Source organism: Streptomyces sp. O3, assembly GCF_054788135.1.
Genome location: NZ_JBTVYK010000016.1, coordinates 82,009 through 108,671 on the forward strand (window position 1 = coordinate 82,009; position 26,663 = coordinate 108,671).

29 protein-coding genes and 2 pseudogenes are annotated in these 26,663 nt (G+C 67.2%); 19 read left to right on the forward strand and 12 right to left on the reverse strand.

The window, feature by feature from the left end; all coding sequences use genetic code 11:
• Positions 1–70: 70 nt before the first annotated feature.
• Entirely contained in the window at positions 71–622 is a 552-nt protein-coding gene (locus ACX6XY_RS10750; protein WP_460328618.1) for a GNAT family N-acetyltransferase, read from the reverse strand.
• A gap of 50 nt (positions 623–672) precedes the next feature.
• On the opposite strand from ACX6XY_RS10750, the gene ACX6XY_RS10755 reads away from it, so the two are divergent.
• Positions 673–1,272 carry a TetR/AcrR family transcriptional regulator gene (locus tag ACX6XY_RS10755; RefSeq protein WP_460328620.1) on the forward strand — a complete coding sequence of 200 codons (600 nt, stop codon included), beginning with the start codon at positions 673–675 and terminating at the stop codon, positions 1,270–1,272.
• A gap of 15 nt (positions 1,273–1,287) precedes the next feature.
• Here ACX6XY_RS10755 and ACX6XY_RS10760 read toward each other — a convergent pair whose 3' ends face one another.
• The 3 genes and pseudogenes from ACX6XY_RS10760 to ACX6XY_RS10770 all read right to left on the reverse strand — a co-directional run bounded on the left by ACX6XY_RS10760 (position 1,288) and on the right by ACX6XY_RS10770 (position 2,526).
• Positions 1,288–1,416: a hypothetical protein gene (locus tag ACX6XY_RS10760; RefSeq protein ID WP_460328686.1), complete on the reverse strand. Its 129-nt coding sequence runs from the start codon at positions 1,414–1,416 to the stop codon at positions 1,288–1,290.
• Positions 1,396–1,739, reverse strand: a pseudogene (locus ACX6XY_RS10765) (CapA family protein); the annotation flags it as partial. The pseudogene ACX6XY_RS10765 and the gene ACX6XY_RS10760, both read right to left, overlap by 21 nt.
• A 55-nt stretch (positions 1,740–1,794) precedes the next feature.
• On the reverse strand, positions 1,795–2,526 hold the full coding sequence (locus ACX6XY_RS10770) for a PP2C family protein-serine/threonine phosphatase (RefSeq protein WP_460328622.1): 732 nt from the start codon (positions 2,524–2,526) through the stop codon (positions 1,795–1,797).
• A 149-nt stretch (positions 2,527–2,675) separates the two neighbouring features.
• Here ACX6XY_RS10770 and ACX6XY_RS10775 point away from each other — a divergent pair, with 149 nt between their 5' ends.
• Positions 2,676–3,974, forward strand: coding sequence for an alpha/beta family hydrolase (locus ACX6XY_RS10775; RefSeq protein WP_460328623.1), 1,299 nt, complete (start codon positions 2,676–2,678; stop codon positions 3,972–3,974).
• A 31-nt stretch (positions 3,975–4,005) separates the two neighbouring features.
• Here ACX6XY_RS10775 and ACX6XY_RS10780 read toward each other — a convergent pair whose 3' ends face one another.
• A complete protein-coding gene (locus tag ACX6XY_RS10780; protein ID WP_460328625.1) occupies positions 4,006–4,542 on the reverse strand; it encodes a GyrI-like domain-containing protein in 537 nt (178 codons plus the stop codon).
• Between the two features lie 86 nt (positions 4,543–4,628).
• Between ACX6XY_RS10780 and ACX6XY_RS10785 the strand changes: the two genes are divergently transcribed.
• Complete coding sequence (locus ACX6XY_RS10785; RefSeq protein WP_460328627.1) at positions 4,629–5,081, forward strand: PaaI family thioesterase; 453 nt, start codon at positions 4,629–4,631, stop codon at positions 5,079–5,081.
• Positions 5,082–5,091: 10 nt separating this feature from the next.
• Here ACX6XY_RS10785 and ACX6XY_RS10790 read toward each other — a convergent pair whose 3' ends face one another.
• The 4 genes from ACX6XY_RS10790 to tdh all read right to left on the reverse strand — a co-directional run bounded on the left by ACX6XY_RS10790 (position 5,092) and on the right by tdh (position 9,487).
• Complete coding sequence (locus ACX6XY_RS10790; protein ID WP_460328629.1) at positions 5,092–6,096, reverse strand: Gfo/Idh/MocA family protein; 1,005 nt, start codon at positions 6,094–6,096, stop codon at positions 5,092–5,094.
• A gap of 109 nt (positions 6,097–6,205) precedes the next feature.
• Positions 6,206–7,108, reverse strand: coding sequence for a LysR family transcriptional regulator (locus ACX6XY_RS10795; protein WP_460328632.1), 903 nt, complete (start codon positions 7,106–7,108; stop codon positions 6,206–6,208).
• 53 nt (positions 7,109–7,161) lie between these two features.
• Positions 7,162–8,397: a glycine C-acetyltransferase gene (locus tag ACX6XY_RS10800; protein WP_460328635.1), complete on the reverse strand. Its 1,236-nt coding sequence runs from the start codon at positions 8,395–8,397 to the stop codon at positions 7,162–7,164.
• Between the two features lie 61 nt (positions 8,398–8,458).
• Positions 8,459–9,487 (reverse strand): L-threonine 3-dehydrogenase, encoded by a 1,029-nt coding sequence (gene tdh / locus ACX6XY_RS10805; RefSeq protein ID WP_460328637.1) that lies wholly within the window; start codon positions 9,485–9,487, stop codon positions 8,459–8,461.
• 285 nt (positions 9,488–9,772) lie between these two features.
• Between tdh and ACX6XY_RS10810 the strand changes: the two genes are divergently transcribed.
• The 5 genes from ACX6XY_RS10810 (at position 9,773) to ACX6XY_RS10830 (ending at position 14,639) form a co-directional block, all read left to right on the forward strand.
• Complete coding sequence (locus ACX6XY_RS10810) at positions 9,773–10,492, forward strand: GntR family transcriptional regulator (RefSeq protein WP_460328684.1); 720 nt, start codon at positions 9,773–9,775, stop codon at positions 10,490–10,492.
• Between the two features lie 130 nt (positions 10,493–10,622).
• Positions 10,623–11,618, forward strand: coding sequence for a sugar ABC transporter substrate-binding protein (locus ACX6XY_RS10815; RefSeq protein ID WP_460328639.1), 996 nt, complete (start codon positions 10,623–10,625; stop codon positions 11,616–11,618).
• A 119-nt stretch (positions 11,619–11,737) separates the two neighbouring features.
• Positions 11,738–12,742 carry a sugar ABC transporter substrate-binding protein gene (locus ACX6XY_RS10820; protein WP_460328641.1) on the forward strand — a complete coding sequence of 335 codons (1,005 nt, stop codon included), beginning with the start codon at positions 11,738–11,740 and terminating at the stop codon, positions 12,740–12,742.
• The gene (locus ACX6XY_RS10825) at positions 12,739–13,812 is read left to right on the forward strand and encodes an ABC transporter permease (protein WP_460328643.1); all 1,074 of its coding nucleotides are present in this window, start codon (positions 12,739–12,741) and stop codon (positions 13,810–13,812) included. The genes ACX6XY_RS10820 and ACX6XY_RS10825 overlap by 4 nt, the downstream gene beginning before the upstream one ends.
• The gene (locus tag ACX6XY_RS10830; RefSeq protein WP_460328645.1) at positions 13,809–14,639 is read left to right on the forward strand and encodes an ATP-binding cassette domain-containing protein; all 831 of its coding nucleotides are present in this window, start codon (positions 13,809–13,811) and stop codon (positions 14,637–14,639) included. The genes ACX6XY_RS10825 and ACX6XY_RS10830 overlap by 4 nt, the downstream gene beginning before the upstream one ends.
• Before the next feature lie 107 nt (positions 14,640–14,746).
• Here the strand turns inward: ACX6XY_RS10830 and ACX6XY_RS10835 are convergent, their stop codons facing one another.
• The 3 genes from ACX6XY_RS10835 to ACX6XY_RS10845 all read right to left on the reverse strand — a co-directional run bounded on the left by ACX6XY_RS10835 (position 14,747) and on the right by ACX6XY_RS10845 (position 16,793).
• Positions 14,747–16,048: a tyrosine-type recombinase/integrase gene (locus tag ACX6XY_RS10835; RefSeq protein ID WP_460328647.1), complete on the reverse strand. Its 1,302-nt coding sequence runs from the start codon at positions 16,046–16,048 to the stop codon at positions 14,747–14,749.
• A gap of 36 nt (positions 16,049–16,084) precedes the next feature.
• Positions 16,085–16,270 (reverse strand): helix-turn-helix transcriptional regulator, encoded by a 186-nt coding sequence (locus tag ACX6XY_RS10840; RefSeq protein ID WP_460328648.1) that lies wholly within the window; start codon positions 16,268–16,270, stop codon positions 16,085–16,087.
• A 295-nt stretch (positions 16,271–16,565) separates the two neighbouring features.
• Positions 16,566–16,793, reverse strand: coding sequence for a hypothetical protein (locus ACX6XY_RS10845; protein ID WP_460328650.1), 228 nt, complete (start codon positions 16,791–16,793; stop codon positions 16,566–16,568).
• A gap of 114 nt (positions 16,794–16,907) precedes the next feature.
• Here ACX6XY_RS10845 and ACX6XY_RS10850 point away from each other — a divergent pair, with 114 nt between their 5' ends.
• From ACX6XY_RS10850 to ACX6XY_RS10900, 11 genes and pseudogenes are all read left to right on the forward strand, one after another.
• Complete coding sequence (locus ACX6XY_RS10850) at positions 16,908–18,023, forward strand: helix-turn-helix domain-containing protein (protein WP_460328651.1); 1,116 nt, start codon at positions 16,908–16,910, stop codon at positions 18,021–18,023.
• Between the two features lie 41 nt (positions 18,024–18,064).
• Positions 18,065–18,436 (forward strand): hypothetical protein, encoded by a 372-nt coding sequence (locus ACX6XY_RS10855; RefSeq protein ID WP_460328653.1) that lies wholly within the window; start codon positions 18,065–18,067, stop codon positions 18,434–18,436.
• Positions 18,437–19,449: 1,013 nt separating this feature from the next.
• Entirely contained in the window at positions 19,450–19,614 is a 165-nt protein-coding gene (locus tag ACX6XY_RS10860; RefSeq protein ID WP_460328655.1) for a hypothetical protein, read from the forward strand.
• Positions 19,614–20,207 (forward strand): DNA-primase RepB domain-containing protein, encoded by a 594-nt coding sequence (locus ACX6XY_RS10865; RefSeq protein WP_460328658.1) that lies wholly within the window; start codon positions 19,614–19,616, stop codon positions 20,205–20,207. Before ACX6XY_RS10860 ends, ACX6XY_RS10865 begins: the two co-directional genes overlap by 1 nt.
• A 344-nt stretch (positions 20,208–20,551) precedes the next feature.
• Positions 20,552–21,535 carry an AAA family ATPase gene (locus ACX6XY_RS10870; RefSeq protein WP_460328660.1) on the forward strand — a complete coding sequence of 328 codons (984 nt, stop codon included), beginning with the start codon at positions 20,552–20,554 and terminating at the stop codon, positions 21,533–21,535.
• A 315-nt stretch (positions 21,536–21,850) separates the two neighbouring features.
• Complete coding sequence (locus ACX6XY_RS10875; RefSeq protein WP_460328662.1) at positions 21,851–22,159, forward strand: hypothetical protein; 309 nt, start codon at positions 21,851–21,853, stop codon at positions 22,157–22,159.
• Between the two features lie 164 nt (positions 22,160–22,323).
• Positions 22,324–22,647: a hypothetical protein gene (locus tag ACX6XY_RS10880; RefSeq protein ID WP_460328665.1), complete on the forward strand. Its 324-nt coding sequence runs from the start codon at positions 22,324–22,326 to the stop codon at positions 22,645–22,647.
• A gap of 46 nt (positions 22,648–22,693) precedes the next feature.
• Positions 22,694–22,927, forward strand: a complete 234-nt coding sequence (locus ACX6XY_RS10885; RefSeq protein ID WP_460328667.1) for a hypothetical protein — start codon at positions 22,694–22,696, stop codon at positions 22,925–22,927.
• A 1,250-nt stretch (positions 22,928–24,177) separates the two neighbouring features.
• Positions 24,178–25,323, forward strand: a complete 1,146-nt coding sequence (locus tag ACX6XY_RS10890; protein WP_460328669.1) for an ROK family glucokinase — start codon at positions 24,178–24,180, stop codon at positions 25,321–25,323.
• Positions 25,324–25,905 carry a sugar kinase gene (locus ACX6XY_RS10895; RefSeq protein ID WP_460328671.1) on the forward strand — a complete coding sequence of 194 codons (582 nt, stop codon included), beginning with the start codon at positions 25,324–25,326 and terminating at the stop codon, positions 25,903–25,905.
• A 129-nt stretch (positions 25,906–26,034) separates the two neighbouring features.
• Positions 26,035–26,663, forward strand: a pseudogene (locus ACX6XY_RS10900) (ATP-dependent helicase); the annotation flags it as partial.

Consider the following 26,663-nt stretch of genomic DNA (forward strand, 5'->3'; position numbering starts at 1 on the left):
CCCCGAGGCGCGCGCGGAGTCGGGCCGACGACGGGATCGCCGCGTGGCTCAATGACAGGCTCTCAGCCTCTCAGTCGCCCTGTGCCCGCCATTCGCGGGCGAGCATCCCCCACAGCTGCTTGTCGTAGCGGGCGCCGCCGTAGGGCCAGTACTCGCGCCGTACGCCCTCGAGCGTCATGCCGAGCCGCTTGGCCACCGCTGTGCTTCGCTCGTTGTCGGCGCGGCAGAGCCACTCGGCGCGGTGCAGCCCCCGTGTCGTGAACGCCCAGTCGAGCAGGACCCGGCAGGCGTCGGTGACCAGGCCGCGGCCCTCGGCGGACGGCTCCAGCCAGCAGCCGACCTCGCAGGCGCCCATGGCGGCGTTGAAGTCCACGAACATCACGCCGCCGACGAGCGTGCCGTCCAGCCATATGCCGTAGAGCCGGGCGCCGTCCGCCGCCCGGCGCTCCGCGTACCGGCGCAGGGTGCCCCGAGCCCCGTCGAGGTCCTCGGTGACGAAGCCCGGTCCGACCCACGGCCGGATGTGCTCGCGGGCCCGGTCCAGGTGTGCGGCGAACTCCTCGGCGTGCCACGGCTCCAGCGGACGCAGGCGGGCGTTGTCTCGCAGCGGGAGGGAGAACAAGGCGACCTCACATTCACACAACGCTTGTTATGGGAATGTACGGTAGCAGCATGGCACGCAGCAAGGGAGATCACGAAGCCCGCCGCCGGGACGTCTCGGAGGCGGTGTGGCGGGTGCTGGCCACGCGCGGGTTCGGCGGGCTGACGCTGCGCGCCGTCGCCGCCGAGCTCGGCGCGACCACCGGCCTGCTCACCCACTACTTCCCGGCCAAGCGCGATCTGCTCACGCACGCGCTCGGCCTGCTGGAACAGCGCACCGTCGCCCGCCCCAGGCGCTCAGGCGGCGCCGGTCTGGCCGCCGTACGGGCCGCCCTGCTCGACATCCTGCCGCTGACCCCCGACGCCGCCGTCCGCAACCGGATCTGGGTGGGATCCTGGGACACCGCGCTCACCGACCCCGAGTTGAGCGGCGACTACGCGGACAAGTACGCGCGCGGCCGCGACCGGCTGACCGCACTGGTCGCGGCGGCCCAGTCGCTGGGCGAGCTTCCCGCGGGGGACCCGGAGCGCGCCGCGGCGGGCGCCCAGGCGTTCGTGCTCGGTCTGGTGGTCCAGGCGGTGCTCGACCCCGGAGCGTTCCCGCCCCAGCGCCAGACCGAACTGCTCGACGGCTACCTGGCCGCCCTGACGGATGGTGCGACCGGCGGCTGACCCGCGGCCGGGCCGTCAGGCCGTCCGGAGCAGCCAGGCGCCCTCCGGGTCGCCCTCCGCGTCCGACGCGAGGCACAGGCGCAGCCGCCGGGCCTGGAGCGCGATGACGCGTACGTCAGACTTCGGGATGCCGCTGGACGGCATGCCGAAGGAGAACACCAGCAGGCGGCGGCCCCCGGCGAGCGGGACGACCGCCGGGCGGCTCGCGTCGTCGGCGTCCCGGCCCGCACCGGCCGTCCGCAGCCCCGCGCCGCCCAGCGCGTCGAGCGTCTCGGACAGTCCGGCGCGGCCGCGTCCAGGATCCGCAGCGCGTCCCCCCAGGGCCAGGCGAAGTCGACCGGACGCGCGAGGGGCCCGTTCACCGCCTCCGCCAGGTCCACGTAGACCCCGGCGTCCCCGGTGTGGCTCTCCCGCAGCTCCGGGGCGCCGGGGTGCGGCAGGATCTGGTCGATGCCCCGGCCGAGCATGACGTCTCCGCAGACGAACAGCGTGATCACGTCGGCCCCTCCCTCCGTGCACGGGTCAGTCGACGACGCTGATCAGCGCGAGCGTGATGTTGTCGGGACCACCCGCCTCGATGGCGGCCCGCCACAGCTCGAAGACGGCCTTGCCGCCGTCGTGGGCCCGCAGCACCTCGTCGAGCCGCTTCTCGGGCACGGGGTCGGTGAGCCCGTCGGTGCACACCAGGTAACGCTCGCCCGAGACGAGCGGCACCGTGCTGACATGCGGGGTGATCGCGTTGAACCGCGGGGCACCGCCGAGCGCCTGCGTGACGATCGACGTGGTGCGCTGCCCCGGCTCCAGCGGCGGGCTGTCGTCGACGCTCAGCCGGTTCAGCGTCGCGTCGAGCACACGGCTGTCGCCCACGTTGAACACCAGCAGCTCCTTCGGCAGGACCACGACGCCCGCGACGGTCGTCCCCATGGCGGTCAGCCGGGGATCGCGGTCGGCGGCCCCGTACACGGCGCGGTTACCGAGGTCCAGCACGTCACGCACCGCCTGCTCGCTGTCCAGCGAGGGCCCCAGCGTCGCCAGGTGCCGTACGACGATGCCGCTGGCGACCTCTCCGGCGGGCTGGCCGCCGATGCCGTCGGCGACCGCGACGACGAGCGGGGTGCCGAGCGGGAACCCCAGCAGCTGGGGATTCTCGGTCACCGTGCCGCACAGCGTCCAGGGGCCGACGACCAGGCTGTCCTCGTTGTGATCGCGTACCAGCCCCGGATGGCTCAGGGCGCTGACCGTGACGTACGACATGACTGTGCCGCCTCTTCGCGACGGAAGGCGTGTCCCGCATCCCCATTGTCGCGCCCGGAGCGGTCCGGGGCCCGGCCGGAGCGCTCCGGTTGCGGAACGCCGCGCGGAGCGTTACCCCGAAGGTAGGGATGTGAGATGGGGCGAACACCGTGCTGTTCACCGACCGCGTGGACGCCGGGCGGCGGCTCGCCGAAGCCGTGCGGCACCTGGCGAAGGAAAGGCCCGTCGTCCTCGGGCTGCCTCGGGGCGGTATCCCGGTGGCCTACGAGGTGGCGCGGGAGCTCGGGGCCCCGCTCGATGTGATCGTGGTGCGCAAGCTCGGCGTGCCCTACCAGCCGGAACTGGGGTTCGGCGCGATCGGCGAGAACGGCGTGCGGGTCGTCAGCGACGACATCGTGCGCCGCTGCGGGGTCGCGTCCGCGGACCTCGCGGCCGTCGAGGACACCGAGGAGCGGGAGCTGCGGCGCAGGGTACGGCGCTACCGCGACGGGCGGCGCCGGGTGACGTTCGAGGGCCGTACGGTGATCGTGGTGGACGACGGGATCGCCACCGGCGCCACGGCCGCGGCCGCGTGCCAGGTGGCGCGGGCGCAGGGCGCGGCCAAGGTGGTGCTCGCCGTACCCGCGGCGCCGCCGGACGCGGCGTACCGGCTGAGCGAGGTGGCGGACGACGTGGTGTGCCTGACCACGCCCGTCGCGTTCGGATCCGTGGGGGAGCGGTACCGGGACTTCGCGCAGACCTCCGACGAGGAGGTGGTCGCGCTCCTGGCGCGGGCCGCGGCGGACGGTACGGACGGGACCGAGACCGAGGTCGCGACCGAGGTCGAGGTGGACGCGGACGGCGTGCGCCTGGCCGGAGACCTCGCGCTGCCGGACGGCGCGCGAGCGGTGGTGATGTTCGCCCACGGCTCCGGCAGCAGTCGGCACAGCCCGCGCAACCGGTCGGTGGCGGCGGCCCTGCGCGACGCGGGCCTCGGCACGCTGCTCTTCGACCTGCTCACACCGCCCGAAGAGGCCGACCGGGCGAATGTCTTCGACATCGACACCCTGGCCGACCGGCTGACCGGAGCCACCCGCTGGCTGCGTCGCCGTCTCGCCCTGCCGATCGGGTACTTCGGCGCCAGCACCGGGGCCGCCGCGGCGCTGCGGGCGGCCGCCGACGACGCCGACACCGCTGGCGGCGCGGCCGTCGGCGCTGTGGTGTCCCGCGGCGGGCGCCCCGACCTCGCCGCGCCCCGCCTCGGCGACGTACGCGCGCCGACGCTGCTGATCGTCGGCGGGCGCGACGCGCTGGTGCTCGACCTGAACCGTGCCGCCCAGGCGGAGCTGCGCTGCGAGAACCGGCTCGAGGTCGTCCCGCGCGCCACGCATCTGTTCGAGGAACCCGGAGCCCTGGACCAGGTCGCCGACCTCGCGCGGGAGTGGTTCACCGGGCGCCTGACCGCGTGACGACGGCCGGGTCACCACCGGCCAGTGCGGGTCAGGTCCGCAAACGGAAGGACAGTTCCGTCTCCCACTTGTTCAGGTCAGGCTCGATCCGGGGGTCGGTCTTGTAGCTCTCCAGGCGGCAGCCCCAGACCTCGCCCGCTTCCGACCGGGTCACGTCCCACTCCAGGCCCTTGGCGTGCGCCCACTTCAGCAGCGAGGACGTGACCTGGAGCAGGCCGTCCGGGTGGCCTACATGGGTGACGGCCGCATAGCGTCCGGCGGGGAGCACGCCGCCGAAGAGAGCGCCGCGCAGGGCTTCGGGCGACGGGTCGTCGCTGTCGGTCCGCACCCGCTCCGCGACCGGGAAGCCCGCGACGACCTGGAGTTCGCCGTCGGCCAGACCGCCCGCGCCGATCACCTCGTACCGGAAGAAGGGGCCGTCCACGGGTGCGATGCCGCGCTCGCCGAGCCAGCCCAGCACTTCCGGCAGCCGGTCGGCGAGCAGCCCGAAACGTGTCAGCGTGACCCGGCCTCTGACGCCGACGAAGGGCCGCTCCGCACGCTCCACGATGCTCGGTTGTGTCCCCATGGGCCGATCCTGCCGGAGCCCTCGGGTCGCCGCCACCCAACACCCCCAAAGGCACGGGCGGGCGGCCGGGACGTACCTTCTCCGGTATGACCGGACTCGATCTCACGCTCGCCCGACAGGCCCTGGACGCCCAGCCGTTCAGCCGGCTGCTCAAGGCGCGGATCACCGCCTTCGACGCCGAAGGCGCGACCCTCGAACTCGACGTCAGGGAGGAGCTGCTGCAGCAGAACGGCTTTCTGCACGGCGGCGTCCTGTCGTACGCGGCGGACAACGCCATCACCTTCGCGGCCGGCACTGTGCTCGGCCCCGCCGTGCTGACCTCCGGCTTCGCCATCCAGTACATGCGTCCGGGGCAGGGCAGGACCCTGCGCGCGCGGGCCGACGTGGTGCACGGCGGCCGTCGCCAGGCCGTGGTCCGCTGCGACCTGCTCACCCTGGACGACGGCGAGGAGCCGACCCTCTGCGCGGTCGCCCAGGGAACGGTCCTGGCCGCGCAGAACCAGCAGAACCAGCAGAACCAGCAGAACCAGCAGCCCTAGGCTCCCGCGATCAGGCTCCCGCGATCTCGTCGAGCCGTACCGGGCGCCGCTCGCGCCGCGACAGCTCGCAGGCCTCGGCGATCCGCAGGGCCCGCAGCGCCTCCTGCCCGTCGCACGGGTTGTCCCGCCCGCCGAGGGCCACGTCGACGAACGCGGTGAGCTCGGCCTCGTACGCGGGCGCGAAGCGCTCCAGGAAGCCGGACCAGGGCTTGTCGGCGGCCCGTGGTCCGGCGGGTTCGGTGGACGCGATCGGGGTGCGGTCGTCCAGGCCGACCGTGACCTGGTCGAGCTCACCGGCGAGCTCCATCCGTACGTCGTAGCCCGCGCCGTTGCACCGGGTCGCGGTCGCCGTCACGAGCACCCCGTCGTCCAGCGTGAGCAGCGCGGCGGCGGTGTCCACGTCGCCCGCTTCGCGGAACATCGCGGGCCCCGCGTCCGAGCCCGTCGCGTACACCTCGAGCACCTCGCGCCCCGTCACCCAGCGCACCATGTCGAAGTCATGGATCAGACAGTCCCGGTACAGGCCCCCCGACAGCGGCAGATACGCGGCCGGGGGCGGCGCCGGGTCGGAGGTCATCGCCCGTACGGTGTGCAGCCGCCCGAGCCGACCGTCGCGCACCGCGTCGCGCGCGGCCGTGTAGCCCGCGTCGAAGCGCCGCTGGAATCCCAGTTGGAGCACTGACCCGGCGGCCTCCACCTCGCGCAGCGCGCTCAGGGTCCCCGCCAGGTCCAGGGCGATCGGCTTCTCGCAGAAGGTGGGCAGCCCGGCCCGCGCCGCCCGGCCGATCAGATCCGCGTGCGCCGACGTGGCCGCAGTGATCACCAGCGCGTCCACGCCCCAGGTGAAGACCTCGTCCGGGCTCGGCGCCGCGGTCGCGTCAAGACGCTGCGCCAGCCGCGCCGCCCGCGCCGGGTCGGCGTCCGCGATGACCAGGGAACCCGCCTCGCGGTGGCGGGCGAGCACCGCCGCGTGAAAGGAACCGATGCGGCCTGCCCCGATGAGTCCGATGCGCATGGGCCCAACCTGACACCGCCGCACCCGCCTGTCCATCGCTTCTCCGGCGTTTGTCCGGACAATCGACCACTCCGGTGACAGGGCCGCTCTGGTGCTGCGGCAGCCTCCGTTACGCGGCCGCCTCCGTCAGGGCGTCCAGGACCGGGCGGATCAGTGGGTGCTCCTCCGCCCCGCAGCGCACGGCCGCGAACACCCGCCGGGTAGGCGGCGCGACGCCGTCCACGGGGCGGATCGCGACGCCGGAGACGTCCATGCCGCGCAGCGCCGAGCGCGGCACCAGCGCCACCCCCGCGCCCGCCGATGCCAGCGCGACGACCGCGCGGAAGTCGTCCGACCAGTGTTCGAGCGGAGGCTGGAAGCCCGCGGCCTCGCAGGCGAGGAAGACCACGTCATGGCAGGGGTTGCCCGCGAACGGGCCGATCCAGGCGTCCTTGGCCAGGTCCGCCAGCGGCACCCGCTCCGCGTCCGCCAGCCGGTGTGCCACGGGCAGCACGGCGTCGAACGGCTCGGCGTACAGCGGGACCCGCGTCAGCCGGGGGTCGTCCGCGCCGGGCGCGCCCCGGTACTCCACGGCGACCGCGACGTCCACCTGCCGGTCCAGCACCATCGGCAGGCTCGCGTCGCCCTCGGCGTCCTGGACCCGCACCCGGATACCCGGCGCCGACGCGGCCAGGCGCGCCATGGCGGGCCCGACCACCAGGCCGATCCCGGTGGCGAAGGAGGCCACGGTCACCGTCCCGGCCGCCCCGGAGCCGTACGCGGCGAGCTCCGCCTCGGCGCGCTCCAACTGGGCCAGGACCGCGTTCGTGTGCGAGAGCAGGATCTCGCCCGCGGGGGTGAGACGTACGCCCTTGGCGCCCCGCTCCACCAGGCGGTGGCCCGTCTCCTGCTCCAGCGCGGAGAGCTGCTGGGAGACCGCGGACGGCGTGAGATAGAGCGCGGCGGCAGCCGCGGTGACCGTGCGGTGGTCGGCCACCGCACGGAGGATGTGCAGCCGCCGCGCTTCGATCATGCGGCGATTATCCCAAACCGGCGGCCGCTCCCAGCCCGCCCGCCCCGGCCCGCCTATCCCAGACCGTCCGCCGCACCCGCACCCGCACCCGCCTCGCGCAGCTCCGCGCGCGCCGAGACGAACGCGTCCACCGCGCGGTTCACGTCGTCCGTCGAGTGCGCCGCCGACAGCTGTACCCGGATCCGGGCCGCCCCCTGCGGGACGACGGGGTAGGAGAAGCCGATCACGTACACACCCCGGTCGAGCAGCAGCTCCGCCATGCGGCCCGCCTCCGACGCGTCACCGATCATCACCGGCGCGATCGCGTGATCGCCGGGCAGGATGTCGAAGCCCTCCCGCGTCATACGCGAGCGGAACAGCTCCGTGTTGGCGGCCAGCCGCTCCCGCAGGTCGCCCGCCGACTCCAGCAGGTCGAGCACCTTCAGCGACGCCGCCGCGATCACCGGGGCGAGCGTGTTCGAGAAGAGGTAGGGACGCGACCGCTGCCGCAGCAGCGCCACGATCTCCGCGCGCGCCGCGACATAGCCGCCGGAAGCGCCGCCGAGCGCCTTGCCCAACGTACCGGTGATGATGTCGACGCGGTCCAGCACGCCGTGCAGCTCGGGGGTGCCGCGCCCGCCCGGCCCGACGAAGCCGACGGCGTGTGAGTCGTCGACCATGACCATGGCGTCGTAGCGGTCGGCCAGATCGCAGATCTCCCGCAGCGGAGCCACATAGCCGTCCATCGAGAAGACGCCGTCGGTGACGATCAGCTTCCGGCGCGCGCCGCCGTCGGACGCCTCCTTCAGCCGCTGCTCCAGGTCCGCGAGATCACGGTTGGCGTACCGGAAGCGGCGCGCCTTGGACAGCCGGATGCCGTCGATGATCGAGGCGTGGTTGAGCGCGTCGGAGATCACCGCGTCCTGAGCGTCGAGCAGGGTCTCGAAGACGCCGCCGTTGGCGTCGAAGCAGGAGGAGTAGAGGATCGTGTCCTCCTGGCCGAGGAAGGCGGACAGCCTGCCCTCCAGCTCCTTGTGCACCTCCTGCGTGCCGCAGATGAAGCGCACCGACGCCATGCCGTAGCCCCAGCGGTCGAGCGCCTCGTGCGCGGCGGCGACCACCTCGGGGTGGTCGGCGAGGCCGAGGTAGTTGTTCGCGCAGAAGTTCAGTACGTCGCCGGGGGCACCGCCCGCGGTGACGGCGACCGTGGCCGACTGCGGGGTGCCGATCACGCGCTCGGGCTTGTGCAGGCCCGCGGCCCGGATCTCGTCGAGTGTGGTGCGCAGGTCGTCGCGCACGGAGTCGAACATGCTTGAGTCCTTAGTCCTTTGGGAGTTCGGCCGAAGGGGGAGGGGAGGAGCGCGGGGGAGGTCAGCGGGCCCAGTCGAGGATGACCTTGCCGCCGCGGCCGCTCGCCGCGTCGTCGAAGGCCGCCGCGAAGTCCGTGTGCGCGTACCGTCCGGTGATCACGGGAGAGAGGTCGAGGCCGCCTTCGAGCAGCACGGACATGGCGTACCAGGTCTCGAACATCTCCCGGCCGTAGATGCCCTTGATCGTGATCATGGAGGTGACGATCCGGGACCAGTCCACGGCGAACTGCTCGGCCGGGAGGCCGAGCATGGCGATCTTGCCGCCGTGGGTCATGTTGGCGAGCATGTCGCGCATCGCGACCGGGTTGCCGGACATCTCCAGGCCGACGTCGAAGCCCTCGCGCAGACCGAGGTCGGCCTGCCCGTCGGCTATGGAGGAGTCGGCGACGTTCAGGGCGAGGCTCGCCCCGACCTTGCGGGCCAGCTCCAGGCGCTCCTCGCTGAGGTCGGTGACGACGACGTTGCGGGCGCCCGCGTGCCGGGCGACGGCCGCGGCCATCAGACCGATCGGGCCCGCCCCGGTGATCAACACGTCCTCGCCGACCAGCGGGAAGGACAGCGCGGTGTGCACGGCGTTGCCGAACGGGTCGAAGATTGCCGCCACATCGAGGTCCACGGGGACGCGGTGCACCCACACGTTGCCCGCGGGCAGCGCGACGTACTCGGCGAACGCCCCGTCCCTGCCGACGCCGAGTCCGACCGTGGCGCGGCACAGATGGCGGCGTCCGGCCTGGCAGTTGCGGCAGCGGCCGCAGACCAGATGGCCCTCGCCGCTGACCCGGTCGCCGACCTTGACGTCGGCGACGTCACGCCCGGTCTCGACGACCTCGCCGACGAACTCGTGCCCGACGACCAGCGGCGCCGCGATGGCCTGCTGAGCCCAGCCGTCCCAGTCCCTGATGTGCAGATCGGTGCCGCAGATCCCGGTGCGCAGCACCTTGATCAGGACGTCGCCGTGGCCGATGACCGGCTCCGGTACCTCCATCAGCCGGAGCCCTGGCTCCGCCTTCTCCTTGACCAGCGCCTTCAACGCAACGGCTCCCGTCGTACGTCACTTCTTCCACCGACGTCACAGGAATCTTCCGTATGGCGGCGCGCTGGTCCATCGAGGATTTCTTAACCGCCGCCGCAGCTTTCCTTCAGACCCTTGCTCCGGCGGGTCTTCCGCCTTCAGATCTCCCCGGACCCGCGTCCGTGCATTTGTCCGGACAAGCGGACTTCACACCTTCCGGTCACCCTCGGGCCGGACTACGCTCGGCCCGTGCCCAAGCCCCCGCCGGACCAGACCGCGCTGACCCGGTCGCTGCCGCTCGGCGTGGACCGCAGCAGTCCGGTCCCGCTCTACTTCCAGCTGTCCCAGCAGCTCGAAGCGGCGATCGAGCAGGGCAGCCTGGCGCCCGGCAGTCTGCTCGGCAACGAGATCGAGCTGGCCGGGCGGCTCGGCCTGTCCCGCCCGACGGTCCGCCAGGCCATCCAGTCGCTGGTCGACAAGGGACTCCTGGTGCGCCGCCGGGGGGTCGGCACCCAGGTGGTGCACAGTCAGGTCAGGCGGCCCCTGGAGCTGAGCAGCCTCTACGACGACCTGGAGGCGGCCGGGCAGCGCCCCGCCACCCGGCTGCTGCTGAGCGCCGTCGAACCCGCGTCGCCCGAGGTCGCCGCGGCCCTCGGGATCGCCGAGGGCGGCGACGTCCGGCGGATCGAGCGGCTGCGGCTGGCCCACGGCGAGCCGATGGCGTATCTGCGCAACCACCTGCCCGCCGGACTGCTCGCCCTGGAGCCGCCCCAGCTGGAGGCCACCGGCCTGTACCGGCTGATGCGGGCCGCCGGGATCACCCTGCACAGCGCCAGCCAGGCGATCGGCGCCCGCGCCGCCACCGCCGATGAGGCCGAGGCGCTGGCCGAGCCCGTGGGGGCGCCGCTGCTCACCATGGAGCGCACCGCCTTCGACGACACCGGGCGCGCGGTCGAGTTCGCGTCGCACACCTACCGCGCCTCGCGCTACTCCTTCGACTTCCAGCTCCTCGTCCGCGGGTAGCCGGGGCGGGAGTCCCGCGCGCAGGAACGGCGCACGTAAGAATGTTCGGACAAAGCCATTGACGGTGCCGCGCGCCCGCCGCTAGAACTCCCCCAGCCGCACCGGACGGCCGGGAGACGAGGGGGCCACCATGCGCAGAACCCGCACGACGGCGGCGGCCGCGACCTGCGCGGCGCTGATCGCGCTCGCGGCCGGATGCAGCGACTCCGGAGGCAAGGGCTCCGAGGACAAGCCCGACGGCGGTGGCGGCGGTGACGTCTCGGGCCCCCGGCTGAAGATCGCGATGGTCACCCACTCCGGGGACGGCGACACCTTCTGGGACATCGTCAAGAGCGGCGCCGGGAAGGCCGCCGCCAAGGACAACGCGGAGTTCCTCTACGCGCACGACGACGAGGCCAAGGAGCAGGCCCAGCTGGTCCAGTCGTATATCGACAAGAAGGTCGACGGGATCATCGTCACCCTCGCGAAGCCGAAGGCCATGAAGGACGTGCTGGCCAAGGCCGCCGCCGCGGGCATCCCGGTCGTCACGATCAACTCGGGAGGCGAGTTCTCCCAGGCGTACGGCGCGCTCACGCACATCGGGCAGGACGAGTCCGTGGCCGGTGAGGCGGTCGGCGACGAGCTGACCAGGCGTGGCCTGAAGAAGGCCCTGTGCGTCATCCACGAACAGGGCAACGTGTCCCTGGAGGACCGCTGCGCGGGAGTGCGGAAGACGTTCGGCGGCTCGACCGAGAACCTCCACGTCACCGGCGCCAACATGCCCGAGACCCAGTCGACCCTCCAGGCCAAGCTGGAGTCCGCGAAGGACATCGACGCGGTCGTCACCCTCGGCGCGCCGTTCGCCGAGGCCGCCGTGGCGGCCAGGAAGGACGCGGGAAGCGCGGCCGAGATCGACACGTTCGACCTCAACGCCGCCGTCGTGGCGCGGCTCAAGGCCAAGGACATCGGCTTCGCCGTCGACCAGCAGCCCTACCTCCAGGGCTATCTCGCCGTCGACGAACTGTGGCTCTACCACACCAACGCCAACGTCATCGGCGGCGGCAAGCCGGTGCTCACCGGACCCGCGATCGTCACCGAGAAGGACGTGCCCCGGCTGGAGAAGCTGACCGAGAACGGCACCAGGTGACCGCCGGAGTGCCCCCGCTGACCGTACCGTGGTTCATCGTGTCCGATACTGGGACGTTCGGGGTCGCACTTCCGACCCCAGACGGACTGGATCGGCCAGATCAGCTAGAGGGGCACTTCGTGGCAAGGGTTCAAACCTGGGTAGGCATCGCGCTGGCGGCGGTCGTCGGCCTGTCGCTGACCGGGTGCAGCAGCACCGGGGGCAAGCGCGCCGAGGACGCCCGCAAGGCCGCCCAGGCACAGGGCAGGGCCGCGGTCGACACCCCCCGCTGGACCATCGGGATGGTCACCCACTCGGGCGATGGCGACTCCTTCTGGGACATCGTGAAGAGCGGCGCCGAGCAAGCCGCGGTCAAGGACAACATCAACTTCCTGTACGCGCACGACGACGAGGGCCAGCAGCAGGCGCAGCTGGTCGACTCCTACATCGACAAGAAGGTCGACGGACTGATCGTCACGCTGGCCAAGCCGGGCGCCATGAAGGACGCGCTGGCCCGCGCCGAGAAGGCCGGAATCCCGGTGATCACCGTGAACTCGGGCTCCGCCGAGTCCAAGGAGTTCGGCGCCCTGGCCCACATCGGGCAGGACGAGTCCGTGGCCGGTGAGGCGGTCGGCGACGAGCTCAACGCGCGCGGCAGGAAGAAGGCCGTCTGCGTCCTGCACGAACAGGGCAACGTCGGCCACGAGCAGCGCTGCGACGGCGTCGCCAAGACCTTCGAGGGCACGCTGGAGAACCTGTACGTCGACGGCACCAACATGCCCGACGTGCGGTCCGGGATCGGCGCCAAGCTCCAGTCCGACAAGGACATCGACGCGGTCGTCACGCTCGGCGCCCCGTTCGCCGACACCGCGACGCAGGCGAAGCGGGACGCGGGCAGCGACGCGGAGATCGACACCTTCGACCTCAACGCGAAGGTCGCACGCGGACTCCAGGACAGCACCCTCGGCTTCGCCGTCGACCAGCAGCCCTACCTCCAGGGCTACGAGGCGGTCGACCTGCTCTGGCTCTACCTGTACAACGCCGACGTACTCGGCGGCGGCAAGCCCGTCCTCACCGGACCGCAGATCATCACCCAGCAGGACGCCGCCACCCTCGAGGAATACGCGAAGCGGGGAACCCGATGACCGCCGCAGCCCAGGCCCCGGCCCCGCCGCCCCCGCCAGCCCCCGGCAAGACGGCCGACGAGCGGCTGCTGCGCACCTCGCCGCTGCGCCGCCTGCTCGGCCGCCCCGAGCTGGGCGCGGTCGTCGGCGCGCTCGCCGTCTTCGTGTTCTTCTCCTTCGCCGCCGACAGCTTCCTGCGCGCCAGCAGCCTGAGCACGGTCCTGTACGCCGCGTCGACCATCGGGATCATGGCGGTGCCGGTGGCGCTGCTGATGATCGGCGGCGAGTTCGACCTGTCCGCCGGTGTCCTGGTGACCAGCTCCGCGCTGACCTCGTCGATGGTCAGCTACCAGCTGACCGCCAACATCTGGGTGGGCGTCCTCGTCTCGCTCCTGGTCACCCTGGCCGTCGGCGTCTTCAACGGCGTCCTGCTCACCCGTACCCGGCTGCCGAGCTTCATCATCACTCTCGGCGCCTTCCTGATGCTGACCGGCCTCAACCTGGGCCTCACCAAGCTGATCAGCGGCACGGTGTCCACCAAGACGATCTCCGACATGGAAGGCTTCGACTCCGCCAGGAAGGTCTTCGCCTCCCAGCTGACCGTCGGCGACGTCAGCTTCAAGATCACGATCCTGTGGTGGCTGGCGCTGGTCGCCGTCGCCACCTGGATCCTGCTGCGCACCCGCGCGGGCAACTGGATCTTCGCGGTCGGCGGCAACCAGGACGCGGCGCGCGCCGTCGGCGTCCCGGTCGTCAAGACCAAGATCGGCCTCTATATGGGGGTCGCCTTCGCGGCCTGGATCTCGGGCCAGCACCTGCTTTTCTCGTTCGACCAGGTGCAGTCGGGCGAGGGCGTCGGCAACGAGCTCATCTACATCATCGCGGCCGTCATCGGCGGCTGTCTGATCACCGGCGGCTACGGCTCCGCGATCGGCTCCGCCTTCGGCGCCCTCATCTTCGGCATGACCGGCAAGGGCATCGTGTACGCGGAGTGGGACGCCGACTGGTACAAGTTCTTCCTCGGAGCGATGCTCCTCCTGGCGACCCTGCTCAACCACTGGGTGCGCAAGCGCGCGGAGGCCACGACATGACCGGATCCCCCCGAGCCGACGCCGCGGACCGCCGCCCCGAGCCGGGCGCGCCGCTGGTCACGCTCGACGACGTCAGTAAGTACTACGGCAACATCCGCGCCCTCGAAGGCGTGTCGCTCGAGGTCCACGCGGGCGAGGTCACCTGTGTGCTCGGCGACAACGGCGCGGGCAAGTCGACCCTGATCAAGATCATCTCCGGGCTGCACCAGCACGACGCGGGCACCTTCGCCATCGAAGGAGCCGAGACCCGGCTGAGCAGACCGCGCGAGGCCCTGGACCGCGGCATCGCCACCGTCTACCAGGATCTCGCGGTGGTACCGCTGATGCCGGTCTGGCGGAACTTCTTCCTCGGCTCGGAGCCGACCAAGGGCGCCGGCCCCCTCAAGCGCCTGGACGTCGAGCGGATGCGCGCGACCACGCGCGCGGAGCTGCTGCGCATGGGCATCGACCTGCGCGACGTCGACCAGCCGATCGGCACCCTGTCCGGCGGCGAACGCCAGTGCGTCGCGATCGCCCGCGCGGTCTACTTCGGCGCCAAGGTGCTGGTCCTGGACGAGCCGACGGCCGCACTCGGCGTCAAGCAGTCCGGGGTCGTCCTGAAGTACGTCGCCGCCGCACGGGACGCCGGACTCGGCGTCGTACTGATCACCCACAACCCGCACCACGCCTACCTCGTGGGCGACCGCTTCATCCTCCTCAAGCGCGGCGCCATGGCGGGCAGCCACCTCAAATCCGAGATCAGCCTGGACGAGCTCACCCGGCAGATGGCGGGCGGCTCCGAGCTCGACGAGCTCAGCCACGAACTGGAGCGCCTGAGCCCGCCGTGACACGTGTGACAGACCGGCAGCGGAGCGTACGACCAGGTCAGGGGCGGGGCACTGCGACACCCCTGACAAGTGAGGCAGGACTGTCAGATAACCCATGTGACCTGGGATTATGCAGCCACAGACAGGTGCGGAGTCACATCTAGGGCACTTCGCAGAGAACCTATGCCCTGTGTGACTGCGTCCCGAGACGTGTCCTCCGCTGCCTCCCACAGGTGCGCGTACGTGTCGAGAGTGACCGAAGCCTTGGCGTGACCCATGTGCCGCTGTACGACCTTGACTGATTCTCCGTGGTGGATCAGCAGCGATGCGTAGAAGTCCCGTAGATCATGCATGGTGGCATCTTCGGGTACCTGTACCTGGTGCTCTGAGCACATCTGCTCAAGCCACTTGTTCGCGGCCTTGACGATGTCAGCCCATTGGTGCGACCACTGACCGCGTCGCCACGGTGTGCCGTTCTCCCGTGTGAATATCAGGTTCGCCTTGCGCTCCACTGGCTTGCGAGGGTCTGTCCGGTCCTCCATCAGAACGGGCACCACAGGGAACATCTTCAGGTGAGCCTTGATTGCATCTACGGCGAACGGTGCCAGCGGGACTGTCCTCACAGAATGGTGTGTCTTGGGTGTGGAGATATACGGGGCACCCTTGTTGGGCGAAACGGCCTGTTGCCTCACATGCACTTCGCCGTTGCGGAGATCTACGTGTTCCACCTCAAGCCCGAACAACTCACCCTGACGCAGACCGGTAGCCGCCGCTACAAGCAGCATGACGGAGAACCGTTCCGGTGCGGCAGCAACCAAAGCCGACACGACATCAGGATGGAGCACACGTACTTCGTTCTTGGGGAGTGCGGGGAGCTTCACACCCACAGCAGGGTTACGCGCTATCTGCCCGTCCATCAACGCCACGTTGAGTATGGCCTTGAGATACCGGTATACGTTCCGCAGTGTTCCCGGCGCGAGCACCTGAGACCGGTCCCTAACCCACGACTGAACGTCACTGCGGTTGATCGCTGCCACAGACCGGTTGCCCAGATGGGGGGTTATGTGAAGCCGCACGATCCGCTCTACGTACTCAGCCGTTGAATCCTTGTGGATCACCCCTGCTTGCCAGCGTTCAGCCACAGAAGCAAGGGATTCCTTGGCCGCTTGCGGGTCTATGTAGACGCCACGGTCCATGTCAGCGGCTATGGAGTTGGCGCGCTTGTCAGCGTCGGACTTCCGCTCGTAGTTCTCTTTGTGCTGCTGACCGTTGTGGTCTCGCCACCGTACTTGCCAGCGCATACCGACACCGTGACCGGTAGCCGCGTACAGAGTCTTGGTTTTGGTCGAGTGCTCACATGATGGGGCGTCTCGGACTTCTCTGCTGGGTCGGGAAAGATGCCACCGGTCGTATACCTGGGTCTTGCTCATGTGTTGTGCCTATCCGTGTTCCCCCTAGTGTCCATTTTACTTTGAAGTAAGCCATAATTCGAGGTCAGTTGGGCGATATCGGACACATCTTGAGCCCAACTTCACATAGTCAGGGCCCTCATTGCGGTAACGCCAATTGGCCAGCGTCCCCGGAGAGACAGACAGGTACGTAGCTGCTTGCTTCGGAGTGAGCAGTGATGATCTTGCGTGTTTGGTAGTCATACCTGATACCTACCGGTGAAGACGCAGCAGGTTACGGTCGTCGGCAGCATCAGCAGTGTGTACCCGAAATGATCTTGCGTGATGTTGAGTGTGTTCATGTGTGGTACGTACGCCTGGTGCACGGACGCGAAGCGCTGTAATCAGTAAAACCCCCGTTTGAGCCTTACGAAACGGGGGATTACGTTACTCGCCGGTACACAAATATGCGGAAATCGTTGACGAAACACGCGAGAGGTGTTAAGGGTCTAGACCTTTTGCCCAGCATTTTGCCGGTTTACTGGGCATATTGCCCATATCAATCGTGCGCCCCGGACGCGTGGTCCCGGATTTCCGAGGCGGCGCGGTAGGCGGCCCAGGTGTCGCGGCTTGTGAGTGCTTCGGTGCGCTGCCGGTCGAGTGCCTCGCACACGTCGCACCCCGGAACGGCCTGTCCGTCGTACAGCCACGGGTCAAGGGGCAGCTCCACCGGCTGGCCCGGATACCGCCTCGGTTCGGTCTGCGTGTGCGTCCGCTGAGTCGCCATGCCCGCAGAGTCGTGCCCTTGACGCCGCCGAACTAGGGGCATCTGTAGGGGCAAGTGCCGTTCTGTCGTCCGTGAGTTGCTGTCTAGTGGCAGCGCTAGGGGCAAGATGGGTGCATGTCCGTTGGGGAACTGATCAAGGATCTGCGTGCTGCTCGCGGCTGGTCGCAGGGGCGGCTAGCTTCGGAGATCAACAGTGCCTTAGGGACGAACCTTGATCGGGAGTACGTCAGCCGCTGGGAGCGTTCCAAGGTGCAGCCCGGAGGGTTCTACCTTCGGTGCCTGTCGGCCGTCCTGGACGTGCCCCTAGCGGTTCTGGAAGGTGAAGTGAAGCGCCGTACGTTCCTGACGGATGCTGCCGGAGCCGCCATAGCGCCCGTGGTGGCCTCGGACCTGCTGACCCAGGGGTTTGCCGCACGTCTCCGTGGCGGGCCGTCCACAGACGACTGGGAGGGCAAGCTAGCCACCTACGGCACGGACTACATGAGCCTTGGTGCCGCAGACATTCAGCGCCGGGTGTCCGGTGAGCTTGTGGTGGTGCAGCAGCAGCTCGACGACCCCCGGTTGTGGTCTGTGGCGAGCCGTCTCATGACTTTGTACGCGAAGACGTTCCCCGGTAACGACGGGTCCAAGGCCGTGCACTGGTACCGCATGGCCGCCGAAGCTGCGGACGAGTCCGGTGACGACCAGGCCCGCGTATGGGTCCGTGGTCGCGCCGCTATCGCACTCGGCTACGAGGGTGCCTCTCTGGGCGTGGCTGACGTGCTCGCCGACCAGGCTCTCGCCATCGGCGATGACCGGCCGTCGCTGGGGCTGCTGAACGCCATCTATGGCAAGGCGCACGCCGCAGCGCTCCGGGGCGACAGGGCTACCGCGCTCAGCCTCGATGTGCGCGGGCGACGCATCTTCGACCGAGCGGGGTCGTACGAGCAGACCTCGGACTACGCCGTCCCGTACTGGCGGCTGAACGTGTTCCGGTCGCTGCTGCTCGCCCGCCTCGGGGATGAACGGGCAGCGGTTGACGCACAGGATGCGGCACGTGGTGAGCTTCCGGCAGAGCTGCCGAGGTTCGCCACGCACCTGGAGCTGCACCGGGGGCTCATGCTCGCCAGGTCGGGCGACCGTGCCGGTGGCGTGGCTTACGCACAGGCCGCCATGGATGCTCTGCCGCCCGAGAAACACTCACTGACGCTGCGGATGCTAATGGACGAGATCAGCACTCCGCCGCAGTAGCAGCCCGCGCGGCACCATGAACCCTGGCAGACCATGAAGCCATGACGGAACACACTGAGTCCACGGTTAGCGTACTGATCAGGAACGCAAGTCAAGAGGACTATGCAGCTATCAAGGGTGCCATCAGCAGCGAGTTCGAGTTGCTCCGGAGCAGCGAGGTCTACCCAGGGAACGGGGACGGCGCAACAGGCCCGCCCGTCGCACGTGGCTTCGCGGTAGAAACTGCTGGCGCTGATGGGAATGCCTCTCAGCACACAAGAGCGGGTGCTGTAACGGCTACGGTTGAGCTGACAGGCAACCCAGAGTGCATAGAGAAGGTCGCGGATGTTGTCAACCGGGCATTCCACTGCACTCAAGAGGTCACCATGCCCAGCTCGATCATTCTCAACGTTGACACAACGCTCTCACCGTGAAACCCGGTAAGATGCTGGCATGGCGAAATGTTGTGAGTGCGAAACAGAATTCGACGTCTCAGAGGCACGAATCCAATACCAGTCGGAGCCCGGCGTAGGGGAGGGTGAATATGACGACCTGCACGGCGGGGAGTGGTGCGCAGATTGCGCTATCGCGCGAGCTGAGGGACTGGAGAACCAGGGTCGCGCAATCTTCATGATGAATGGAGACGAAGACTATGACGATGAATTTGTGCAAGAGCATTTGTGAGTGAGAAACACCAAAATCCCCGTAGCCACCCGCTCACAGGTGACTACGGGCTTCCTGTTACCAGACGTCGGGGGCGTCCGGGAACAACAAGCTGGCGCGCGCGAGAGCGGCCCTGTAAGGCTACACCGCCCCAGTAGACGTGTCCTTCTTTGCCAGGTCTGAGAGCAGATCCAGAGTTGATCCGTCCTTGAGATCAATGGTGAGCGTGGCGCTCAGTCCGCCTTTTGTCTGTTCGGGCCTCACACCGTGCGGCCTTCCTCGATGATGCGCTTCACGGCCTGGGAGACCGTGTATGCCGTGGTCCCGTGCAACTCGAAAGTGGCCGTGCCCTGGACCGGTAACATAAAGCGAACTGCGGCGTTGGTTGCGTAACTTGATTTCCCCCACTTTCCTCAAGGTGGTCTGGCCTCACACGGCAGCGCGGACCCCATTCTCTGCACTAAAAGTGACCGCCCGCTACACAAAGTGAAAATGCGGCCTGTTCTGGCCCGAAGTTTCCCCACTTTCGCTCCCAGTTCTCTGGAGAGTGCGTGTTGGGAAAATGGGAACATTCCCAAATTCCCAGTCCCACTCTCCAGGGCGAGTGGGAATTCTCACTTTCCGTGATATCGCGATTGCTCTGGGTTTAGTGATATTCGAGCGAGGGTTGCTTATCGCCTGTCGCGGGTAGATAGATAATAGATACAACCGGCAAAAGTGTAAGAATTTTTGATACAATAGAGAGAACGGTAAACTTTCCTTTGCCTCGAAATGGGAGAATCTAATGACGACGGCGCAGCAATTCAAAGACAAATACAACAGCATTGGAATGAAGTGTGACCTCTACAACGCCATAGCGCGAGAAGCTGAACAACAAGACAGGTCCAAAGCAGGAATGCTGCGGATCATCGTCAAGGACTGGTTAGCACGCTACGGGAAGGGTCTTTGATGATCACGCAGAACGGCCCCGAATATGCCACGGCATTTCTGCGGAAAATCTGGCGCACCGAAGAACCCGAGTCCTGGAACTATAAGGGGTCACTGTCCATTGAGAGTCCCTTTAATACGTCGTTCTGTGACATCCAGCCCGGCCCGTCCAGCACGGCCGCGCTGGGGGCCGTAGGCGACGTGAACGCCTGGTTCTGCCCGGCCCTGCTGTACAAGAACGCCTGCAACCGCCGCAAGTCCAGCATCGCCGGATCGTGGTGCGCCTGGGTGGACCTCGATGAACCAACGGAATTACCGAAACTCTTCGAGCTCATCACAGACGCACTGCCACCGAGAAGCCACCCGGACATCATCCTGGAATCCAGCCCCGGCCGGTTCCACATCTACTGGAAACTGGACACTTTCACCAGGAACGATCGTCTGGAGAATATCAACGCCCGCCTGATTCACGTTCTGGGCGCTGATGAAAGCGGGTGGGACTGTACCCAACTGTTGCGCCTACCACTCGGCATTAACCAGAAAGAAGAGCGTCACAAATTTCGCCCTCATGTCGTGTGGGAGAACACTGGGAGCGGGGTGCCGCAATGGGCGTAAACACTGACGACCTCCCGGAGTTAGAGAAAGAGCTGACCAGCGAGGTTCGTCGTCTTGTGTGGTCGAGGGAAGTCCTGGAACTGGACGAGCTCCCTGAAGAGCTACCTAATTATGCGCGGAAATTTCTATGCGACGGGGTTCCCGAAGGCCAGCGGAGTGACGCGGTGTACGCGAGTGTAGGTGCCCTGAACGCCCTGGACGTTGATCAGGACCGGATCATGGGGTTCGTGGCGGCATCGCCACTTTTCGAGCGGTACAGCAGCACTCACGCATTCGAAAGAGATATAGCCCGATGTCTCGGGAAAACAGAGGAGGTGCCACCACCGCGAAAGGGACGGAAGAAGATGCAGATCGCCAAAGCGAGCGAGGTGAGATTAAAGCGCATGAACTGGCTGCACAAAAACTGGCTACCCAAGGGAGCGCTCACATTATTGGCCGGTCGCGAGGGGCTCGGTAAGAGCGCCATCGCTTACCAGTACGCCGCAGATGTAAGCAGGGGTCTGCTTGAAGGGGACTTCAAGGGCCAGCCGCGCAATGTGATCGTGGTCGCCACCGAGGACTCGTGGTCCTACACCATCGCGCCCCGCCTCATGGGTGCCGGGGCGGACATGGAAAGAATCCTGTACGTCCACGACGGTGAAGACCGGCAAATCCTATTTGACCTGTCGCAGGAAGCCGACCGTCAGCAGTTAGCGTGCGCGATCATGGAGAGCAATGCTGCACTGGTGATCTTCGATCCGCTGATTTCCCGACTGGGGCACCTGGACAGTCATAAAGACTCCGAAGTACGGCAGGCGCTGGAACCGGTCACAGAAATAGCCGAACGCACCGGTTCAGCCATCCTGGGACTGATCCACGTCAATAAGGGCGGAGGAGACGCCCTCAACCGTGTCATGGGTTCTCGCGCTTTCGCTGCGGTCGCCAGAGCCGTCCTTTACGTGATGACCGACCCGGATGACGACAACGCGCGTCTACTCGGGCAGGCAAAGTCCAACCTGGGTCCCACTCCGTCAACGAAGCGGTTCCGCATCGCGACAACCACCGTTGATAAAGCCCAGAGAATCACGACAGCAAGAGTTGAATGGCTGGGTGATACCGACCGGACTATTGGTGAAGCGCTGTACGACGCGGACGTGCCGAAACGGGTTCGCCCCAGGGACAAGGCAGTTAAATTTCTCCGGGAGCAGCTCGAAGAGGCGGACAGCGGGAAGACGTACAAAGAGCTTCAGGAAGCTGCCGACGATGCCGGGATAGCGAAAAACACCCTGTATCGTGCCCGCGACAAAGCGGGTGTGATCGTGCTGAAGGGCAGATGGTTGTTACGGTGAATTATTTAGCAAGGTGCCCAGTGTGCGTCAGCAGGAAACTAGAGCCCGAGGTCGTAGAGCCTGCCAGGAACAAGGAAGATCATGTTGTCTGCTACTACTGCTGTCCGTCGTGCGGTATCCAGTTCCGGAAATTTTGGAGCGTGAGAAAGACCCGGCTCCACGAAGCAATATCAGAGTTGCCACCCAGACCGATTCACAGGAGGAACAGTGCCTAAAGAATCCCAAAAATTACCGGAAATCCCAGGATCATTTCTCTGGCCCACGACCGGGGACCACCGTCCAGCCCTGCTGGACGTCCCAGGGACATCGCTGCTGGTGTCTCACAGCGGAGACGTCGTGGACGGAGCGAGCAGGCTCGCTCACCAGCTCTTGAACGTCTTCAACCTGGACGCGGGCACGCATGAGACCCCCTTCGAGGGCCGGACGTACCCAAGGGCATGGCTGATGTTCTCGGCTATGTCGCGCACCCCGTTCCCTGAGCTTGTGGAGATCCTGGACAGCAAGGGCCTGGACGTCGGCCTGAAGCGCCTTGAGCTGGGTCCCACGGCTTACAACATCACCAGGACCCTGGTTGCCCGCGAGAAGCCCGCTGAAGGCGTTGATACCCCAAAAGCGCGGCCGTAGAACCTGACCGGCAGATTGCGTCGTGCGAGAATCACTTCCACAAACCCCGAAGTAGGGGAACGTGGGACGGCCAGAAGATCCACGTAGGTGAATGGTGCATAATTCCTGATGGCCAAGGCGGCATCGGATACCACAAAAAGTAGAAATCACGAAGGAGAAAGAAAATGGCTAAATATAATGATCCGGATAAAGCAAAGGTTGAACAGTACTCTTTGGACTATCTGCGCAGCTTAAAATCCTCCGCACCTGAGGTGATGATCGATTTGTGGGAGGCCGGGCACTTCACGGCGGCCTTAGCCGAAGAGGCCGAGCGAAAAGCAGCTTCCAAGAGCTATACAACCCACATCACGCACAAACCCCAGAACATGCGAGAATTTCTGGCTGAACGAGAAGCTGAAGAAGCGGCAAAGAGCGGCCAGGAAGCCCGTAAGCGTGAGATCCACGATCTCCGCGAGAAGCTCTACCAGCTTCAGCGAGAAGTTAAGTAAGTATTCACCCAACAAGGAAGAGGGCGGAAGATGGCAATGATCAAATATGGTGGCATGGAAAGCGGCGCTGATGAACGCCATTGAAGAACAAAAAAGAAAAGACCTGCTGTGGGGCATGGACAAGGCGGCGTACATCGCGCGTAATAAGAATCCTGAAGCAGTGGACGAGCTGACCCCTCGGGAGCAGCGAAAATTGCTGGATGCCTGTCTCGTAATTTTGATGGAGGAGAACCCGGTGCAGTTGAATACGCTGATCAAAAAGATCAGAGAACGAAAATAGGGCATAAAGAAACCCCCAAGGTACGGGCAGGTACCCTGGGGGTTTCAGCATCCGCTAGCAATCCTGGGTACTGCGGATGCGGATTCCCCCTGGGCTACACAGGCAGGGGAGCCTCATGTTGAACCGGCCCTGGGGAATGGTTGAAACACCCCAGGGCCGGTACTATCCGCTCGATGGGCCGTCCAACCCATCAAGGGCTCAACCTGACATGCGATCGGGGCCATGTCAGGGAGTTGCTATTCCTCAGGCTTTGCGACGTTTCGCATTCACCGCAGCGCGGCAGATTTTGCAGTAGTGGGAATTTTTCCACTCTGAACGGGTGTAACAGAACGCTGGCTTACTGAGCCTGCACACTGCGCATCTTTGCAGTAGGCCATTCAGGGGCCATTGCTTGCGCAACTCTTTGTGGTTCTCCGGGAAACCCTTGGAGTCGAAGTATATTCCCTCCGGAGATATCCCCGATAAGTCGTTGTCGTCCATGCTTCAATTATAGCAGGAACATGAGCCTGAATATGTTCCTGAGATCCTGGACCTCGGCCTTGTGTTGTTCCTTAGTCGAAGGGTCTACACCCTCACTCTTCCCTTTCTAGGGTTGATATGGGAGATCTGATCAGATTTGAATGAGAGATTACCGACTATTCCACACGAGTACCCGATTCCGTACTCGCCTCAAAACTGAAACCGGTGGGGTCTCCTGGTCTTGCTTGTGAAGATCATTCGTCGATTTCTCTTTGATCTCCAATTTCCGATCATGAAAAACAATCAATAAACACAATCCACTACGAACCAATCACCGAACGCAACAACAGACACATTTGATTGAATCGAAATTCATGATCAACAAACGATCGAGATCTTTCTGATTCAAGATCGACAACCGAGAACCCCGACGAACACGACATGACCATGAGCCATGACCGACCGACTGACTGATCATTTGTGTCCGTTGCGTATGAGCTGCTGTGTTGTACGACCCGAGGAACGCCAGTCACACCCGGACGCGGAGGATTGTCCCTGACCGCACACGGTGTGGTGTGGAGCCTGGTGGTTGCCGAGCAAGCCTTTGATCGAACGGAACAGATCAAGATCATCCGAGTCACTCAGAGGTCACAACGCTGTGTGAGACGACGTGATCAAGCGTGAGCGCGAGTGAAGATCGATCGAGCATGTTCGTGCTGGTCAGAGCATGTGTGCCCCGTAACCACAGGGGTCACCGACATCCGCTCCACAATTGAGGCAGAATCGGCACGATGAGCACCTACCGCGACCTCGCCCACCGCGGCACCGCGCGGGCCACCGTCCTGCGCACCGTCGCCGCGCGCGAACGACGCTCCCACCTGTCGGCACCACGGGTGCCCACCGTCGGCATCGACATCGGCGGTACGAAGGTGATGGCGGGCGTCGTCGACGCGGACGGCCACATCCTGGAGAGACTCCGCACCGAGACCCCGGACAAGTCCAAGAGCCCCAAGGTCGTCGAGGACACCATCACCGAGCTGGTGCTCGACCTGTCCGACCGGCACGACGTGCACGCCGTGGGCATCGGCGCGGCGGGCTGGGTCGACGCCGACCGCAACCGCGTGCTGTTCGCCCCGCACCTGTCCTGGCGCAACGAGCCGCTGCGCGACGCCCTCCAGGCCCGCCTCGCGGTGCCCGTCATGGTCGACAACGACGCCAACACCGCCGCCTGGGCGGAGTGGCGGTTCGGCGCGGGCCGGGGCGAGGACCACCTGGTGATGATCACCCTCGGCACCGGCATCGGCGGCGCCATCCTCGAAGGCGGCCAGGTCAAGCGCGGCAAGTTCGGCGTCGCCGGCGAATTCGGCCATATGCAGGTGGTGCCCGGCGGGCACCGCTGCCCGTGCGGCAACCGCGGCTGCTGGGAGCAGTACAGCTCCGGCAACGCCCTGGTCCGCGAGGCGCGGGAACTCGCCGCCGCGGACTCCCCGGTGGCGTACGGCATCATCGACCGCGTCGGCGGCAACGTCCAGGACATCACCGGCCCGCTGATCACCGAGCTGGCCCGCGAGGGCGACGCCATGTGTGTGGAGCTGCTCCAGGACATCGGGCAGTGGCTCGGCGTCGGCATCGCCAACCTGGCCGCCGCGCTCGACCCGTCCTGCTTCGTCATCGGCGGTGGCGTCAGCGCCGCCGACGACCTGCTGATCGGGCCCGCGCGCGACGCCTTCCGCCGTCATCTCACCGGGCGCGGCTACCGGCCCGAGGCCCGCATCGCCAAGGCCCAGCTCGGCCCCGAGGCGGGTATGGTCGGCGCCGCCGACCTCGCTCGTCTGGTGGCCCGGCGCTTCCGCCGTGCGAACCGACGCCGGGTGGAGCGCTACGAGCGCTACGCGCAGGCGCTCCGCACCGACCGCACCACCCAGGGAAACCCGTAGATGACCGTGCACAGCCCGTCGCCGCCCCGCACCCCGGACGAGGAACCCGAGCCCGCCGAGGACCGGCGGCAGATGATCCGCCGCCGCTGGCTGACCGCCGTCACGATCGTGCTGCTGATCGGCGTCCCGGCCGGTTACCTGGTGATCTCCGCGCAACAGAGCCGGGACAGCGGCCGTGACAAGGCCGCCAGATACTCCGCCGACGGCCTCACCGAAGGCTGGCCGAACAAGGTCCAGCGCCGGATCTACGAGGTGCCGATCCCCGGCGAGGCCGAGGACGTCGCGTACTACGAGACGAACAACTGGCGCACCAGCCGCCTGTACGTGCGCTTCAGCGTCAGCGACGCCGGGCTCGACGCCTTCCTCAAGAAGGTCGGCGTCGACCGCGCCGACCTCGCGGAGGGCGACGTCACGATCGGGAGCCGGGACCAGGACATCGTGTCCTGGGACTTCTCCGGACCGGGGGAGTGGTCAGGCCTGGTCCATGAGCAGAAGCGGCCCCTGCCGACCCAGAGCGTGATGGTGGATCGCTCGGGACCCGACCGCGCCACGGTGTACGTGGTCTCCAAGGCGACCCCCTGAGCGCCTGTGACGCGGTCGTCTCCGGCAAGCGCACCCTCGATTGTCAGTGCCCGTCCGTACAGTCGTGAGAGTCGTACACGGACAGTTGATCAAACGGGCGGCTGATCAAGGAGGGCGGGTGACCACGGTATGACGAGCTCGCTGGGCCGTGCCGCCGCCCTCTTCCTCCCGGCCGCGCCGCCGCGCGAGGGCCGGGTCGCCTTCTGGTATCCGCAGGGCGCGCCCACGGTGCTCGAGACGGCCGCGACCTCGGCGACGGCCGCGGACGGGGCAGTCACAGACGACGGGGCAGTCACAGCCAGCGCGGCCGTGGGCGGGGTGTCGGCGGACGCGCGCCGGGTGGACCTGACCGTCGTACGTTCGCACGGCCCAAGCGTCCGTACGACGTCCGTTCCCGCGCTGACCCTGCCGCTGGCCGACGCGCTGCCGCTGCTGGTGCGCGCCAGGCGGCAGCCGGACGCGCACCCCGCGACGGCCTGCTGGGGGGCCGGCGCGCTGCTCGCGCTGCGGCTCGTCGCGCGCGGGCGGCTGCTGCCCGGCCTGACCGCCGACGACCACGACGCCTGGCGGGCCGGACCGCTGGACGCCGAGGACCTCGCCCAGCTGCGGGCCGTCGCCGCCGCGCTGCCCCACGAAGGGCACGCCGCCCCGCTCACCAGAGTCGGCACGGACGCCCTGCGCAAGCCCTTGGAGCTGCCCGAGCCCGAGGCGCTGGTGCGGGCCTTCCTGGACGCGGTCGCCGACACGCTGCCCCGCAC

What these genes read in the sequence shown, in the direction of transcription:
- ACX6XY_RS10755 (WP_460328620.1), top strand. Translation starts at nt 673, where the DNA reads ATGGCACGCAGCAAGGGAGATCACGAAGCCCGCCGCCGGGACGTCTCG.
- ACX6XY_RS10760 (WP_460328686.1), bottom strand. Translation starts at nt 1,416, where the DNA reads ATGCCGTCCAGCGGCATCCCGAAGTCTGACGTACGCGTCATCGCGCTC.
- ACX6XY_RS10770 (WP_460328622.1), bottom strand. Translation starts at nt 2,526, where the DNA reads ATGTCGTACGTCACGGTCAGCGCCCTGAGCCATCCGGGGCTGGTACGC.
- ACX6XY_RS10780 (WP_460328625.1), bottom strand. Translation starts at nt 4,542, where the DNA reads ATGGGGACACAACCGAGCATCGTGGAGCGTGCGGAGCGGCCCTTCGTC.
- ACX6XY_RS10785 (WP_460328627.1), top strand. Translation starts at nt 4,629, where the DNA reads ATGACCGGACTCGATCTCACGCTCGCCCGACAGGCCCTGGACGCCCAG.
- ACX6XY_RS10790 (WP_460328629.1), bottom strand. Translation starts at nt 6,096, where the DNA reads ATGCGCATCGGACTCATCGGGGCAGGCCGCATCGGTTCCTTTCACGCG.
- ACX6XY_RS10795 (WP_460328632.1), bottom strand. Translation starts at nt 7,108, where the DNA reads ATGATCGAAGCGCGGCGGCTGCACATCCTCCGTGCGGTGGCCGACCAC.
- ACX6XY_RS10800 (WP_460328635.1), bottom strand. Translation starts at nt 8,397, where the DNA reads ATGTTCGACTCCGTGCGCGACGACCTGCGCACCACACTCGACGAGATC.
- ACX6XY_RS10815 (WP_460328639.1), top strand. Translation starts at nt 10,623, where the DNA reads ATGCGCAGAACCCGCACGACGGCGGCGGCCGCGACCTGCGCGGCGCTG.
- ACX6XY_RS10825 (WP_460328643.1), top strand. Translation starts at nt 12,739, where the DNA reads ATGACCGCCGCAGCCCAGGCCCCGGCCCCGCCGCCCCCGCCAGCCCCC.
- ACX6XY_RS10830 (WP_460328645.1), top strand. Translation starts at nt 13,809, where the DNA reads ATGACCGGATCCCCCCGAGCCGACGCCGCGGACCGCCGCCCCGAGCCG.
- ACX6XY_RS10835 (WP_460328647.1), bottom strand. Translation starts at nt 16,048, where the DNA reads ATGAGCAAGACCCAGGTATACGACCGGTGGCATCTTTCCCGACCCAGC.
- ACX6XY_RS10840 (WP_460328648.1), bottom strand. Translation starts at nt 16,270, where the DNA reads ATGACTACCAAACACGCAAGATCATCACTGCTCACTCCGAAGCAAGCA.
- ACX6XY_RS10845 (WP_460328650.1), bottom strand. Translation starts at nt 16,793, where the DNA reads ATGGCGACTCAGCGGACGCACACGCAGACCGAACCGAGGCGGTATCCG.
- ACX6XY_RS10850 (WP_460328651.1), top strand. Translation starts at nt 16,908, where the DNA reads ATGTCCGTTGGGGAACTGATCAAGGATCTGCGTGCTGCTCGCGGCTGG.
- ACX6XY_RS10855 (WP_460328653.1), top strand. Translation starts at nt 18,065, where the DNA reads ATGACGGAACACACTGAGTCCACGGTTAGCGTACTGATCAGGAACGCA.
- ACX6XY_RS10860 (WP_460328655.1), top strand. Translation starts at nt 19,450, where the DNA reads ATGACGACGGCGCAGCAATTCAAAGACAAATACAACAGCATTGGAATG.
- ACX6XY_RS10865 (WP_460328658.1), top strand. Translation starts at nt 19,614, where the DNA reads ATGATCACGCAGAACGGCCCCGAATATGCCACGGCATTTCTGCGGAAA.
- ACX6XY_RS10870 (WP_460328660.1), top strand. Translation starts at nt 20,552, where the DNA reads ATGCAGATCGCCAAAGCGAGCGAGGTGAGATTAAAGCGCATGAACTGG.
- ACX6XY_RS10880 (WP_460328665.1), top strand. Translation starts at nt 22,324, where the DNA reads ATGGCTAAATATAATGATCCGGATAAAGCAAAGGTTGAACAGTACTCT.
- ACX6XY_RS10885 (WP_460328667.1), top strand. Translation starts at nt 22,694, where the DNA reads ATGGTGGCATGGAAAGCGGCGCTGATGAACGCCATTGAAGAACAAAAA.
- ACX6XY_RS10890 (WP_460328669.1), top strand. Translation starts at nt 24,178, where the DNA reads ATGAGCACCTACCGCGACCTCGCCCACCGCGGCACCGCGCGGGCCACC.
- ACX6XY_RS10895 (WP_460328671.1), top strand. Translation starts at nt 25,324, where the DNA reads ATGACCGTGCACAGCCCGTCGCCGCCCCGCACCCCGGACGAGGAACCC.